Below are 13,535 nucleotides of genomic sequence, written 5' to 3'. Positions count from 1 at the left end.
TCCGGTGCCCACCCACCCCACGCGCGACGACATCGACTTCACCGCCGGCGAGTTCTGGGGCCGCAACCCCCACGATTCGTTCGCTTGGATGCGCGCCAACGCGCCGGTCTACTGGGACGGCAAGCAGTGGGGCGTCACGCGCTACGACGACCTCAAGGCCGTGTCGAAGGATCCGGGCACGTTCTCCAACGCCCAGGGCATCCGGCCCGACTCGGGCCCGCTCTCGATGATGATCGACATGGACGATCCGGAGCACTTCCGGCGCCGCAAGCTGGTCAACAAGGGCTACACGCCCCGCCGGGTCCGCGACCGGGAGGACGAGGTGCGCCAGGCCTGCACCGACATCCTCGACGCCGTGTGCGAGCGGGGCGAGTGCGACTTCGTCACCGACATCGCCGCCTGGCTCCCGCTGATCATGATCGGCAACGACCTCGGCGTGGCGCCCGAGGACCGGGCCCAGCTGCTCGAGTGGAGCGACGCCATGCTCTCGGCGCTCACCGGCCACCCCGAGTCGCTCGAGCCCGCCACGCTCGCGTTCATGGGGTACACCGAGTACGCCAGCGCGGTCATCGCCCAGCGGATGGAGACCCCCACCGACGACCTCATGAGCGTGCTGTGCCACGCCGAGGTCGATGGCGACCGCCTCGACCACCAGGCGATCATCGACGAGTCGCTCCTGATCCTGATCGGCGGCGACGAGACCACCCGCCACGTCATCTCTGGCGGGGCCTACCAGCTCCTCGCCAACCGGGAGCAGTGGGAGCGCCTGCAGGCCGACCGCGGGCTCCTCACCACCGGGCTCGAGGAGATGCTGCGCTGGGTGAGCCCCATCAAGAACATGAACCGCACGGTCACCACCGACGTCGTCCTCAACGGCCAGGAGCTCAAGGCGGGCGACAACGTCCTGCTGCTCTACCCGTCGGCCAACCGCGACGAAGACGTGTTCGCCGACGCGTCGACGTTCGATGTGGGCCGCACCCCGAACGACCACGTGGCGTTCGGGTTCGGCACCCACTTCTGCCTCGGCAACAGCCTCGCCCGGCTCGAGCTGAAGGTGATGTTCGAGGAGCTGCTCGACCGCATGCCCGACCTCGAGGTCGTCGGCGGCGAGGAGCCCGGCTACCGCGGCGCCAACTTCGTGAGCGGCTACGAGCACATGCCCGTCCGCTTCACGCCCAGCGCTCCCGTGGGCGCCCGCCGCTAGCCCAGGTCGATCGTGGCCCGGGTGGTGCCGTCGTGGCCGACGATGGCGATGCCGGTGCCGCCCAGGAGGGCCCACCCGCCATCGCCGCGGACGGGGATCACCCGGGACGCCTGCTCCGGGAGCCGGGCGGTCACCCACTCGACGTCCCGGAGCTGGGAGCCCGCCACCCGGATCTCCACCGCCTGGCTCTCGATCCCCACCGGACCGGTGCAGTTGCCGTTGACCGGCGCTCGGCACGGCACGGGCCCGACCGTCGCCGAGGGCGCGCAGCCGTAGTCGACCGCCGGCCCGACCGGGGCGTCGGGCGGGATCGCACAGGGGGGCACCTCGTCGGAGGACCAGGTGGTCACGGGCACGGCGAACCGGCCGTCGCCGAGGTCGGTGAACGCGTGGTGGTCGGAGGTGACCGGCGACGAGTCCCCCAGCGCCAGCGAGTCCTGGAGCACCGGGCGGGAGGGATCGGAGACGTCGAAGAGCTTGGCGCTCACCCGGCCGTCGTCACCGGGCCCGAAGCCGACGACCTGGTGGTGGCCGATCGGGTGGAGGTACGAGCTGAAGCCGGGGAGCTGGAGCTCGCCGGCCACCTTCGGGTCGGTCGGGCTGGACAGGTCGAGCACGTAGAACGGGTCGGTGTTCAGGTAGGTGACGGCGTAGGCGCGGTCCCCGTCGAAGCGGATGCCCTCGAGCCGCTCGCGCGGGTGACCGAACCACGGGGTGGCGCCCACCACGTCGAGGTCGCCGTCGGTGTCGAGCACCACCACCTTGTTCAGCGGGTCGCCGGGCTGCGGACCGGGGATCGTGACCGGGGCCGACGGCGCCGTGGTGCTCGTGGTCGACGTGGTCGTGCTCGTGCTCGACGGCGCCGTGGTGCTCGTGGTCGACGTGCTCGTGCTCGTGCTCGACGGCGCCGACGTGCTCGTGGTCGACGTGGTGGGCACGGTGCTGGTGCTCGACGTGCTGGCGGTCGACGTGCTCGCGGCCATGGGGGCCACCGTCGGGGTGGGCGGGACCGCCTCGGCGCCATCGCTCGCCGAACCACCGTCGGCCCCGGAGCCGATGCCGTCCACCATCTCCGTGGCGGGGTCCGCGGTGATGGCCACGCGGAGGTGGCCGTCATCGTCGGACATCGAGTAGTCGTTCAGCAGCGTCCCCGGCACGGTGCCCGATCCGGTGTGGGTGAGCGACGCCAGGTCGAAGCGGTGGATGGTGGTGGTGGCGGCGCCGTCGCCGGACCACTGCGGCGTGGCGAGGTAGGCGGCCGCGGTGGTCACGTGGACGAGCTGGCCCGCGCCCACCACCTCGGCGGCGTGGACGGGACGCAGCGCGCCCTCGACGGGGAGGGTGACGATCAGGGTCGCGTTGGCATCGGAGGTGCCGGCCGGGTGCAGCACCTGGTCGCACGGGACCGGGCCGCCGGCGAACGGCGTCCGCGCGGACGCGCCCTCGGCCACGACCCGGAAGGCATCGGTGGCCACGAGGTGGAGGCGGCCGCCCACGCGCCGGGCATCGACGAGCTGGCCCGGCGTGCTCCACGAGCCGACGGTCTGCAGGTCGTCCGTCCCGACCGCGATCCGCTGCACCGAGACGCTCATCCCGTCGGCCGAGGTGCCGACCGCCCACGCTCGGCCCGCTTCGCCGTCGTAGGTCACCTGGGCGCCGAGCGGCACCTGGTGGCGGGCCACCACCTTGGCGGCACCGAGGTCGACGATGGCGAGCGTGCTCCCTGCCACGACGAGCACGCGATCGCCGTCGAGGTGGTCGATCAGGTCGAGCTCATCGACGCCGTCCACCACCACGTTGGTGGCACCGAGCGCACCGGGCGCACCGGCGGCCGGCGCCGGCCCATCGAGCGCCGCCTTGGCGGTGGTGGCGGCCGAGGAGGCGGCTCCACCGGCCACGGCGACGTCGGAGCTCGCCTCGACGATCTGGCGCTGCGACAGGCCGCCCATCGGTCCGGTCATCGCGTCGACGCCCCACTCCTGCAGGGCCTGGCACGACGAGAACGCCTGCAGCCCCGAGGCGTCGGCGCGGTCGGGCGTCGCCAGCACGGCCGCGCCCGTGAGCAGGGCCGCCACGGCCAGGGCGCCGAGCGCCACGATGGCGGCCTTGCGGGGGCGGTTGCCTGGGTTCAGCGACGGTTCCATGGTCGGTGCGACGAGCGGCGCGCCGACCTGGTTCCCGGGCCCGTCAGGCGGAGGGGCCCACGGCCTCTTCGGCGACGGCCTTGGCCCAGCGGTAGTCGGCCTTGCCGGCGGGCGACCGCTCGACCTTGTCGACGATCACCAGGTGCTTCGGCAGCTTGTAGCCGGCCAGCGTCGACCGGAGGTGGCTGCGGATGTCGTCGACCGTCGGCGGGGCCGCCGGGTCGGTGGGCGCCACGACCGCGGTGACCGCGCTCCCCCACCGTTCGTCGGGCACGCCGACGACCAGCACGTCGAGCACGGCCGGCAGGTCCACCAACGCAGACTCGACCTCTTCGGGGAAGACCTTCTCGCCGCCCGTGTTGATGCACTGCGAGCCGCGGCCGAGCAGCTGGATGGTCCCGTCCTCCTCCACCGTGGCCATGTCGCCGGTGAAGCAGTAGCGCTGCCCGTCGACCTCGAGGAAGGTGGCCGCCGTCTTTTCGGCATCGTTGAGGTACCCCACGGGGAGCCGGCCGGCGTTGGCCACGCGGCCCACCACGCCCGAGCCGGGCTTCACCGCCTGGAGGTCGTCGTCGAACACGCCGGTGGTGGGGCCGGGGGCGAACCGGGCCAGGCCGCTCGGGTTCTCGCCGGCGGTCAGGCGCTGCGACCCCTGCACGCCGCTCTCCGACGAGCCGAACCCGTCGATGATCGCCCGGCCCTCGAACAGCTCACCGAGGCGGGCCTTGAGCGTGGCGGACATCGGGGCGCCGCCGTTCGAGATGGCGAAGAGGCCCGCCGCCTGCCAGCGCCCGGGGTTGGCCTCCCATGCGCTCACCAGCGGTCGGGCGACGGCGTCGCCCACGACGGTGAGCGAGTTGACCTGGTGCTCGTCGACGGCGTCCCACACGGCCTCCGGGTCGAGGGCGCCGGGCATCAGCACGGTCTTGCCCCCGGCGAGCAGCCACGAGAAGGTCGTCCACTGCGCCGCCGCGTGCATGAGCGGGGCCAGCGGGAAGTAGCAGAACGCCTCGACCATCCGGGCGGGCAGGTCTTCCGGCGCGTCGACGGGACCGCCCAGGCGCATGGGGTCGCCGCCCCCGATGCAGGCGAAGAACGCGTCCTCCTGGCGCCAGACCACGCCCTTGGGGCGACCCGTCGTCCCCCCCGTGTACATCAGGTAGGTGTCGTCGCCGGAGCGGCCTTCGGTGACGACGGGCTCGGCCGACGCGGCGGCCAGCGCCTCCTCGTACCCGACCGCTCCGGGCAGGTCGGCCACCTCGCCGGACACGCTGGACGGATCGGGGTCGGGCACGATCAGCAGCGAGCGCAGCCCATCCACACCGGCGGGCACCGACGCGACCGCGCCCGTGAGCGTCTCGTGGACGAGCAGGGCCGCGGCATCCGAGTCGGCCAGCAGGTAGCCGAGCTCGTCGCCCGTGTAGCGGTGGTTCATGTTGACCGGCACGGCCCGCAGCGAGAACGCCGCCAGCATCGCCTCGAGGTAGGCCGAGTCGTTGCGGAGGAACAGGCCGACGTGGTCGCCGGGGCCGACCCCCGCCGCCCGCAGGTGGTTGGCCAGGCGGGTGGCCCGATCAGCCAGCTGCGCGTAGGTGCGGGTCTGCGGACCGCACACCAGCGCCACCCGATCGGCGCAGCGCGGCCAGATCGACTCCCAGAGATCAGCGAAGTTGTAGGTGCTCGAAACAGGTCCCTCGGTCACATCTGACAGTGTGTCAGAAACCGCCGGGTCCGCACCCGGTGCCTCGGCTGCGGCGGGCGCGACGGCGATCGGGGCAGCGGTGGGTACCGTGCCCGGGTGGACCAACGGGCGGCGGACGGAGATCCCGGGTCCGGTGCCGCACCGGGGCGGTGGGTCCGGCTCCGGCGGCGAGCCGCCATCGACGCCGTCCCCCTGATCACGTTCGCCATCTTCGTGGTGGCCGGGCTCGCCTGGGCGACGCAGACCTGGCACCCCGTCGAGGACCTCGCCATCACCGAGCTGATGGTCCGCCAGATCGGGCACCACACCCCGCTCTCGGGGGCGTACTCGAGCCTCCCCTTCCACCACCCGGGCCCCCTCCTGTTCTGGTACCTGTGGGGGCCCTACGAGCTCTTCGGGGAGCGGTCGTCCGCCCTCCTGACCGCCACGATCTGGTTCAACGGCGCGGTGCTGGCGCTGATCCTGGCGGTCGCCCGCCGCCTCGGCGGCAGGGTGCTGGCGCTCGTGGTGGCCGGGGCCGTCCTGCTCTGGGCGCTCGACGACCACATCCCTCGCCTGCTCCAGCCGTGGAACCCGTACGTCGGCGCGCTCCCGATGGTCGCCCTCGTGCTGCTCACGTGGGCGATGGTCGAGCGGCGGTCCTGGGCGCTGCCCCTCTCGGTCGGCCTGGCGTCCTGGGCGGTCCAGGCCCACGTCCAGTACGCCCCGGTGGTGCTGCCGCTGCTGGTCGCCGGCACCGTGGGGCTGGTGGTGCAGGCAGCACGCCACGGCGGACGGGTGGGCGTGCGCTCGCTGCTCCGGCCCGTCGCCATCGCCGTCGCCGTCGGCGTGGCGTTGTGGCTCCCCGCCGCGGTCGACCTCGTGCTGCACGGCAGCTCCAGCAACGTGGCGGCCATGGCCCGCTACTACACGGGCGATGCGCAGCAGGCCCGCCAGATGGACCCTCGCGACTTCGGGCTGGTCCTGCGGTCCACGTTCTCGCTCCACCCGATGTGGGCCGGTGGGCCTCGTGCGTACCACCTGCTCCTGCTGCCCACGGCCCGCGAGACGCCCTGGGGCGTGCTCGTGCTGGTGCTGGCCATCGCCGGCGCGGCGTGGCGCCGCGCCGCCGACGAGCTGCGCGGCATCGCGGTCGCCCTGCTCGCGGTGGCCCTCGCGTTCCTGGCGCTCACCCAGATCACCGGGAAGAACCTGACCCAGTGGTACCTGATCCCGGTCGGCGCCACGGGCCTGGCGCTCGACGCCATCGTCGTCGCCTCCGTCATCGCCACCGTCCGCCGGCTGCTCGCCGGGGCGATCGTCCGGATCCCCGCCCCGGTTCGCGCCGCCGCGCCCCGGGTGGCCATGGCCGCCACGCTCGCGCTCGTCGTCGCCATCCCGTTCTCGTTCCAGCGCCAGCGGGCCGAGGAGGTCCCGGCCGCAGTCGCCCAGCAGATGCTGCCGACGATCGAGCAGACCATCTCCGACGGGCAGCCGATCTTCTTGGAGGCCCGCTACGGCGTGGGCGGTTGGGTCCAGGCCGCGCTCGCCCTCCAGCTCCAGAAGGCCGGCTACCCCGTGTACGCGAAGGGGAGCATCCCGGGGAAGTTCCCGCCGTCGATGGACACCACCCCGCCCGACGACGCCGTCCGGTTGATCTTCCTCACCAACCCGTCGAGCACCGACTGGCTGCCCGGGATCCACACCGTCGCCGAGGCCAGCTTCGGGCTCAAGCCCGGCGACGTGCCGATCCACGTCGTGGTCGTGGAGGCTCCGCTCGATGCGACGGCCCTGACCACCGCCGGCACCTGAGGCCTACTCCGTGAACTCGCCCAGCAGCAGCTGCACGGCGGCGAGGGCGGGATCGAACCCCGGCTCCCAGGGCAGCCAGCCGGTGCGGTCGGGCCAGGCCAGCTGGACCAGCCGGTAGGGCTCATCGCCGTACCAGGCATCGGCGCCGTCGAACATCCCGCGGAGCTCGACCGGGTCGAGCGGGACGAGCGCGGCGCGCTGCTCCCCGTCGTACAGGCCGCGGAACAGCTCCCCCACCGGGATCTGGGTGCCGCCGCGCAGCAGGTCGGCCATGAGCCCGGCCAGGCCCTTGGCGGCGACGGGCTTGAGGCCGACGATGACCACCTCGGGGAACCCGAACGTCTGCTCGAAGCCGATGGTGTAGCCGTACCCGGGGAACGGCGGATCGGTGGCGACGTTGGCGGCGACGGGCTCCAGCAGCCAGCCGGCGGTCTCGATCATCCACGCGAACTTGTCTCGCAGTGCCATCGACCGGTCCGGGAAGACGTCGTCACCCATGGGCCGAACCTACCGCTGGGTCAGTCGCAGCCGCTGATGATGCCGCTGAACTCCTCGCTCGTCATCAACCGGTGCTTGCCCGCCTGCTCGGTGAACTTCTGGCGGAGGCAGGCGACCCCGGACGACGAGTAGGTGTAGCCGGCCTTCTGGGCCTCCACGAGGGTGACCGCGACCTGGTAGTCGGGGCACTCCTCGGTCGAGAGCGAGATGGCCGAGTAGGCGCCGTCCGTGAACGAGCCGCCCACGGTCCCCGACCAGTTGTCGACCACCATCGAGGCGAGCCGAGGCGTGAGGTGGCCCACCGCGCAGTCGACGAACGGGGTGACGTCCATCGACTCGTACCCGGTCTTCATGAAGTCGGTGGCCAGCTTCCGGCTGGTGCCGCACGCCTCGAAGGCCGTGGTGGCGGCCTGCTCGAACGCGTCCCGATCCTTCTGCGTGACGTGGATCAGGGTGAACATGACCGGCATCGTGAACTGCTCGGGCGTCACCTTCGCGGCGTTGAGGCGCTCGACGCCCACGGCGTCGACCATGCGCCCCGACACGCAGCCGTCGTCCTGACCGATCGGCGCGATCAGCTTGTCGTTCATGGCGAAGGAGTACGACGATCGGCTCGGCCCGGGCTTGGGCGCGACGGTCGTCGACGTGGATGAGGTGGTGCTGGTCGCCTTGGTGGCGCCCGCCTCCACCCCGCCCTTCGAGCAGGCCGCGAGCACGAGGACGAGCGCGCTGCCGATGAGGATGAGGTCTGTTCTCCGCCGCATGGCGGCAAAGGTAGATCGGTGGTGTCGTCGGGCAGCAACCCGGCCGGCGGTGATCCGTCGGGTCAGGCGGGAGGCTTGCTCAGGGCCTCGGCGTTGGTGCGCATGATGCGGTGGATCTCGTCGTCGGTGAAGCCGTGGAGGTCGTCGATGAACGACTTGGGCTCGGCGAGGCCCTCGGCGTGGGGCCAGTCGGATCCGAACAGGACCCGCTCGGCGCCGATGGCGTCGGCCAGGCTCCGGATGTCGTCCTCGTAGTACGGCGCCACCCACACGTGGTCCTTGAACGCCTGGACCGGGTCGGACTCGAACGCGCCGGGGGTCATCGAGTGGGCCTTGGCCAGCTTCTTGATGAGCGGGTGCACCCACTCGGACCCGCTCTCGATGGTGGCCACGCGCAGCGACGGGTGCCGCTCGAACACGCCGTGGCAGATGAGCGCGGCCATGGTGTCGGAGATGGCCCGGTCGGAGGTGAGCACGCCGTAGAGCGGGGTGCGGCGGAACGCCTCGAACTCGGCGGACTCGCCCCAATCCACCACGTAGCGGCCGTAGCCGGCCTCACCGGAGTGGTACGCCACGGTCACGCCGGCGTCGGCCAGCACCGACCACATCGGGTCGTAGACCACGTCGCCGGGCGAGCGCCCGCCGGTGGGCGCCATGATCGGGCCGGCGCGCAGGACCACCACGCGAGCACCCTGGGCCACGGCCCAGCGGGCCTCGTCGACCGCCTGGTCGGGGTCGAGCAGCGTGAGGTACGGCGCCCCGAAGATGCGGTCCTGGAAGTGGAGGCCCCAGTCCTCGTCGAGCCAGCGGTTGAAGGCGCGGAACGCGGCGTGGGCGGCGTCGGGGTCGCCGACCAGGCCCTCCTCCATGCCGACGCCGAGCGTCGGGAACATGAAGCAGCCGGTGATGCCCTGGCGGTCCATGACCTCGAGGCGCGCCTCGGGGTTGCGGTACGCCGGGCTGATCGGCTCGAGCTGGCCGAACGCGCCGCGGATGTCGTCGGCCGGGGAGCGGCCGCGGAAGTAGTCGTCGAGGCAGCCGGGCTTGGCCACGGGGTCGAACCGCGGGTTGGGGATGAAGCGGTTGATGCGACCGCCCACCACGAGGCGCTCCTTGCCGTCGACGTTCGCCCACTGCATGGCGCGCTTGGCCATCCGTGGATCGAGGTGACGGGTGAAGGCGTCGGTGGCCTCGTAGTAGTGGTTGTCGGCGTCGAAGACGTCGAAGTCGACGGTGGTCATGTGGATCCCCTGGTGAGCGGGACCGGGCTCCCCCGGTCAAAACGAGAACACGTTCTCGTTTCAAGCTACCGCCGCGGCGCACCGTTCGCAGCCCGACGGCCACGACAGCAAGAGCGGGTCGTCCGAAGGCACCAGCCTCGACGGGGCCACCAACGTCTCCGGCACCTTCACCTGCTGACCCCCGGCGCCGGGGCGCTAACCTGACGACCCGTCAGAAACCGTCGTCGCAAAGGTCGTCATGGGAACCAACTCCGGCCCCCTCTCCGGTGTCCGCATCATCGAGAGCTCGATGCTCGGGCCCGCCGCCATCACCACCCAGCTCGCCGACCTCGGCGCTGAGGTGATCAAGGTGGAGACGCCCTCGGGCGACTACATCCGCCAGATGACGTGGCCCATCGTCGAGGGCGTGTCGCTGATGCACCTGCACCTCAACCGCGGCAAGAAGTCGCTCGTGCTCGACCTGCGCCAGCCCGAGGCGGTCGAGACCTACCTCGACCTGGTGCGCGACGCCGACGTGGTCATCGAGGCCATGCGCCCCGGCGGCCTCGAGCGGCGCGGCCTGGGCTACGACCAGCTGCGCGAGGTGAACCCCCGCATCGTGTTCTGCACCATCTCCGGCTACGGCATGACCGGCCCCTACGCCGAGCTGCCCAGCCACGGCGTGGCCTACGACGTGTGGGCCGGGCTGGTGAAGCCCGAGATCACCGAGGACGGCTTCGCCGCCATCCCCGAGCACCCCTCGATGGGCATCCACGCCGGCCCGCTGTTCGGCGCGCTCGGTGTCCTCGCCGGCGTCATCAAGGCCCGCGCCACCGGCGAGGGCTGCCGGCTGGAGATCGCCCAGTCCGACGCCGCGGCCGCCATGGACTGGTACCGGTCCGAGACGTGGAAGGCCTACGAGCGGCCGGAGTCCGAGGTCACCGGCAACGCGTCCGACGACTACGTGCGCCGCGCCCCCGGCACCGCCGGCATGCGCGACGGCGTCCGCTACCAGTTCTACGAAGCATCCGACGGTGCGTTCGTGCTCCTCCAGGCCTCCGAGCGCGAGTTCTGGGAGAACTTCTGCCGCGGCATCGGCCAGCCCGAGCTGTTCGAGGCCAACCCCGGCGCCAAGTTCGCCGACCACGCCGTGGGCAACGTCGAGCTCCGGACGAAGCTCAAGGAGATCTTCGCCACGAGGACCGCCAAGGAGTGGGTCGACCTCGGGCTCGAGATCAACGTCCCGATCATCAACGTCAACACGCCCCAGACCCTGGCCGACGACCCCCAGTTCCAGGCCCGCTTCGAGTGGATCCCGGCCGAGCGCCTCGGCGCCGAGCAGCAGCCGTCGCCCATCAAGTACCTCGACATCGAGGTGCCCGTGCCCACCAAGGCGCCCACCGTCGGCCAGCACACCGACGACGTCCTCCGCGACGTCCTCGGCTACGACGACGACCGCATCGGCGCCCTCCGCGAGTCCGGCGCCCTCGGCTGACCCGACCCCCCTCGCACCGAACTTGTTGCAGTCAGTGCTCCCTGCAGCACTGACTGCAACAAGTTCGGGTGGCAGGGGAACATGTGTTCGGTTCGGTGGATACCATGCGGGCGTGGTCTCGCTCCCGGCAACGCTCCCCGACCTCACCTGGCAGGGCACCCTGCTGGGCCACGGCGAGCCCGCGATCGACCCGTCGTTCGGCGGGGCGCGCCGCGTCGAGCTCACCGAAGGGGCCTGGGTCGACGTCGTCCCCGGCTGGCTGACCGGCGCCGACACGCTCTTCGCCACCCTGCTCGACACGGTGGCGTGGAAGGCCCACGAGGTCCCCATGTACGAGAAGGTGGTGGCCGAGCCCCGGTTGTCGGCGTGGTGGGGATCGGCCAGCGAGCAGCCGTGGCCCGAGGGGGTCCGCCCGCTCGCCGCCGCGCTGGGCGAGCGCTACGGCACCCCGTTCGACTCGTTGGGCGCCAACCTCTACCGCGACGGCACCGACAGCGTGGCGTGGCACGGTGATCGGGTGCTGCGCGAGCAGCCCGACGCACTGGTGGCCGTCGTGAGCCTCGGCTCCACCCGGCGGTTCCTGCTGCGGCCGAAGGGCGGCGGGGCGTCGGTCCGGCTCGATCCCGCACCGGGAGACCTCCTGGTGATGGGCGGCAGCTGCCAGCGCACCTGGCAGCACTGCGTCCCGAAGTCCGCCGCCGCCCGCGGTCCGCGCCTGAGCGTGACCCTGCGCCCCCGCTCGCGGCGGCCGGGCGCGGCCCGTGGCTGATCGTCCTGGCCGTCGTCGCGGTGTGCGCGGTGGCGCTCGGGGCGACGGGGCTCGCCCTGCGGTGGGCGTCGAGCGGCGCCACGGCCCAGGAGCAGACCGGCTCCAGCACCTCGCCCGTGGCCCACCCTCGACGGGACCTGATCAGCCCGCCGCCGCCGCCACGAACTCGTCGATCCGGTCGGTGAGCACCTGCAGGCTGGCGGCCCAGAACGCGGTGGCGGCCACGTCGATGCCGAAGCGGGCGGCCAGGGTGGCGGCGTCGCCCAGGCCCGTGGCCGAGAGCAGGTCGTCGTAGCCGGCCCGGAAGCGCTCGGGATCGCGCTGGAACTCGGCGTAGAGGCCGATGCCGAACAGCAGCCCGAAGGTGTACGGCCAGTTGTAGTAGGCGGTGAAGTAGTGGCCCTTCACGGCCCACATGTCGTGGTGGCGCGACTGCGGGTCGACCCCGTCGCCGTAGGCCTCGGCCTGGGCGTCGAGCATCAGCTCGCGCAGCCGGTCGACCGAGAGCACGCCGTTCTGGCGCTCCGACGACAGCGCCCGCTCGAACAGGAAGCGCGAGTGGATGTCGACGACCACCTGGCAGGCGCCGGACAGGTCGCCGTCGAGCAGCGCGAGGCGGCCCTCGGCGTCGTCGCCCACCGCGGCCAGACCGGCCTGGACCATGATCGTCTCGCAGAAGATGCTGGCCGTCTCAGCCAGCGCCATGGGCGTGTTGCGCTGCATCGGCGTGCGGTCGCCCAGGTTGACGTTGTGGTAGGCGTGGCCCAGCTCGTGGGCGAGCGTCTGCACCGAGTCGAAGCTGCCGTCGAAGTTGCACAGCACCCGGCTGACGCCGTCGGTGACGCTCATGCAGTACGCCCCGCCCACCTTGCCGGCGCGCGGCTCGGCGTCGATCCACGCCTCGGCCACGGCCGTCTCCACCAGGCCGGCCAGGCGGGGCGAATAGGTGGCGAAGGCGGCGTGCACGGCGTCGGTGGCCTCGGGCCAGGCGAAGCGCTTGGGCCGGCCGACCGGGGCGATGAGGTCCCACCAGGGCAGGCCGTCCGGATGGCCGAGCAGCTCGGCCTTGGCCCGGAGGTAGCGGTGCCAGTGCGGCAGCGAGTCGACCACCGCGGTCTGCATGGCGGCCAGGATCTCGGGGCTCACGCCGTTGTTCTCGAGCGCCGGATCGAGCGAGTCGGCCCAGCCCCGGCGGCGGTTCAGCACGTTGGCCTCGCCCTTGAACGCGTTGAGCGCGGTGGCCAGCGGCACGGTGACGGTGTCCCACGCCTCCAGCTCGGCGCGGTACGCCGCCTCCCGCTTGGCGGCACTCGGATCGGTGGCCAGGCCGCGCACCATGCTCATCGGCAGCACCTCGCCGTCGACCGTGGCGGTGAGGCGGGCGGTGAGGTCGCCGTGGAGCTTGGCCCAGGCCCGTCCCCCCGTGAGCGACAGCTCGGCGGCCAGGTCCTCCTGGTCCTCCGACATCTGGTGCTTGGCGGCGTCGGCCCCGCGCTGCAGCGCGTAGGCGTGGTCGGCGGCGGTGGTGCTGCGGGCCGTGAGCGCGGCCAGGTCGAGGCGGGCCAGCCACGCGTCGAAGCGGCCGTCGAGCGTGCCGAACGGGGCGACGCTGGCCTGGTAGCGGCTGAGCGCGCCGGCCGCGGTGGCATCCGTGGCGTCGGTGGTGGTGTGGCCGTACAGGTAGCTGCCGACCATGCGCATCCGGGTGAGCAGGCGGTTGAACGCTCCGATCACCTCGTCGGCGGTGGCCACCACCTCATCGGTGATCTCGATGGGCGCACCGGCGCGCACGTCGAGCTCGTCGAAGCGCCGCTGGAGCCGACCCACCTCGGCGGCCACCTCCTCACCGAGGCCGCCGAACTGGCGCGACTCGATGGAGGGGAAGAACGGCGTGAGGTCCCAGTGCGGCAGCTCGCCCGCGGTGGCAGGTCCTGCGGTGACGGTCATC

General features: G+C 72.4%; 10 protein-coding genes. 4 read left to right on the top strand and 6 right to left on the bottom strand.

What is annotated here, in order from left to right:
- The first annotated feature begins 4 nt into the window (after nt 1–4).
- Complete coding sequence (locus ACPPVX_RS17930; RefSeq protein WP_426571942.1) at nt 5–1,204, top strand: cytochrome P450; 1,200 nt, start codon at nt 5–7, stop codon at nt 1,202–1,204.
- Here ACPPVX_RS17930 and ACPPVX_RS17925 read toward each other — a convergent pair.
- Nucleotides 1,201–3,348: a beta-propeller domain-containing protein gene (locus ACPPVX_RS17925; protein WP_426571941.1), complete on the bottom strand. Its 2,148-nt coding sequence runs from the start codon at nt 3,346–3,348 to the stop codon at nt 1,201–1,203. The two genes, ACPPVX_RS17930 and ACPPVX_RS17925, sit on opposite strands and share 4 nt — an antisense overlap.
- A 43-nt stretch (nt 3,349–3,391) precedes the next feature.
- Nucleotides 3,392–5,050 (bottom strand): acyl-CoA synthetase, encoded by a 1,659-nt coding sequence (locus tag ACPPVX_RS17920; protein WP_426571940.1) that lies wholly within the window; start codon nt 5,048–5,050, stop codon nt 3,392–3,394.
- Between the two features lie 96 nt (nt 5,051–5,146).
- Here ACPPVX_RS17920 and ACPPVX_RS17915 point away from each other — a divergent pair, with 96 nt between their 5' ends.
- Nucleotides 5,147–6,841, top strand: a complete 1,695-nt coding sequence (locus tag ACPPVX_RS17915) for a hypothetical protein (protein WP_426571939.1) — start codon at nt 5,147–5,149, stop codon at nt 6,839–6,841.
- 3 nt (nt 6,842–6,844) lie between these two features.
- Here ACPPVX_RS17915 and ACPPVX_RS17910 read toward each other — a convergent pair whose 3' ends face one another.
- The 3 genes from ACPPVX_RS17910 to ACPPVX_RS17900 form a co-directional block, all read right to left on the bottom strand.
- Entirely contained in the window at nt 6,845–7,339 is a 495-nt protein-coding gene (locus tag ACPPVX_RS17910) for a DUF4262 domain-containing protein (RefSeq protein ID WP_426571938.1), read from the bottom strand.
- A 20-nt stretch (nt 7,340–7,359) separates the two neighbouring features.
- Nucleotides 7,360–8,103: a hypothetical protein gene (locus ACPPVX_RS17905; protein WP_426571937.1), complete on the bottom strand. Its 744-nt coding sequence runs from the start codon at nt 8,101–8,103 to the stop codon at nt 7,360–7,362.
- Nucleotides 8,104–8,165: 62 nt separating this feature from the next.
- On the bottom strand, nt 8,166–9,344 hold the full coding sequence (locus tag ACPPVX_RS17900) for an amidohydrolase family protein (protein ID WP_426571936.1): 1,179 nt from the start codon (nt 9,342–9,344) through the stop codon (nt 8,166–8,168).
- Between the two features lie 238 nt (nt 9,345–9,582).
- Between ACPPVX_RS17900 and ACPPVX_RS17895 the strand changes: the two genes are divergently transcribed.
- Nucleotides 9,583–10,818, top strand: a complete 1,236-nt coding sequence (locus tag ACPPVX_RS17895) for a CaiB/BaiF CoA transferase family protein (RefSeq protein ID WP_426571935.1) — start codon at nt 9,583–9,585, stop codon at nt 10,816–10,818.
- 112 nt (nt 10,819–10,930) lie between these two features.
- Nucleotides 10,931–11,587 (top strand): alpha-ketoglutarate-dependent dioxygenase AlkB family protein, encoded by a 657-nt coding sequence (locus tag ACPPVX_RS17890; protein ID WP_426571934.1) that lies wholly within the window; start codon nt 10,931–10,933, stop codon nt 11,585–11,587.
- Between the two features lie 141 nt (nt 11,588–11,728).
- On the opposite strand, the gene ACPPVX_RS17885 is transcribed toward ACPPVX_RS17890, so the two are convergent.
- Entirely contained in the window at nt 11,729–13,534 is a 1,806-nt protein-coding gene (locus ACPPVX_RS17885) for a M3 family oligoendopeptidase (protein WP_426571933.1), read from the bottom strand.
- Nucleotide 13,535: the final 1 nt, after the last annotated feature.

The sequence above is a fragment of the Aquihabitans sp. McL0605 genome (assembly GCF_049993875.1).
Classification (GTDB): domain Bacteria; phylum Actinomycetota; class Acidimicrobiia; order Acidimicrobiales; family Iamiaceae; genus Aquihabitans.
The sequence above is the reverse complement of the archived record's forward strand: the minus strand, read 5'-3'. Positions and strand labels throughout refer to the sequence as shown.

Coding starts and splice junctions, on each gene's coding strand:
- ACPPVX_RS17925 (WP_426571941.1), bottom strand. CDS start 3,348: ATGGAACCGTCGCTGAACCCAGGCAACCGCCCCCGCAAGGCCGCCATC.
- ACPPVX_RS17910 (WP_426571938.1), bottom strand. CDS start 7,339: ATGGGTGACGACGTCTTCCCGGACCGGTCGATGGCACTGCGAGACAAG.
- ACPPVX_RS17905 (WP_426571937.1), bottom strand. CDS start 8,103: ATGCGGCGGAGAACAGACCTCATCCTCATCGGCAGCGCGCTCGTCCTC.
- ACPPVX_RS17900 (WP_426571936.1), bottom strand. CDS start 9,344: ATGACCACCGTCGACTTCGACGTCTTCGACGCCGACAACCACTACTAC.
- ACPPVX_RS17895 (WP_426571935.1), top strand. CDS start 9,583: ATGGGAACCAACTCCGGCCCCCTCTCCGGTGTCCGCATCATCGAGAGC.
- ACPPVX_RS17885 (WP_426571933.1), bottom strand. CDS start 13,534: ATGACCGTCACCGCAGGACCTGCCACCGCGGGCGAGCTGCCGCACTGG.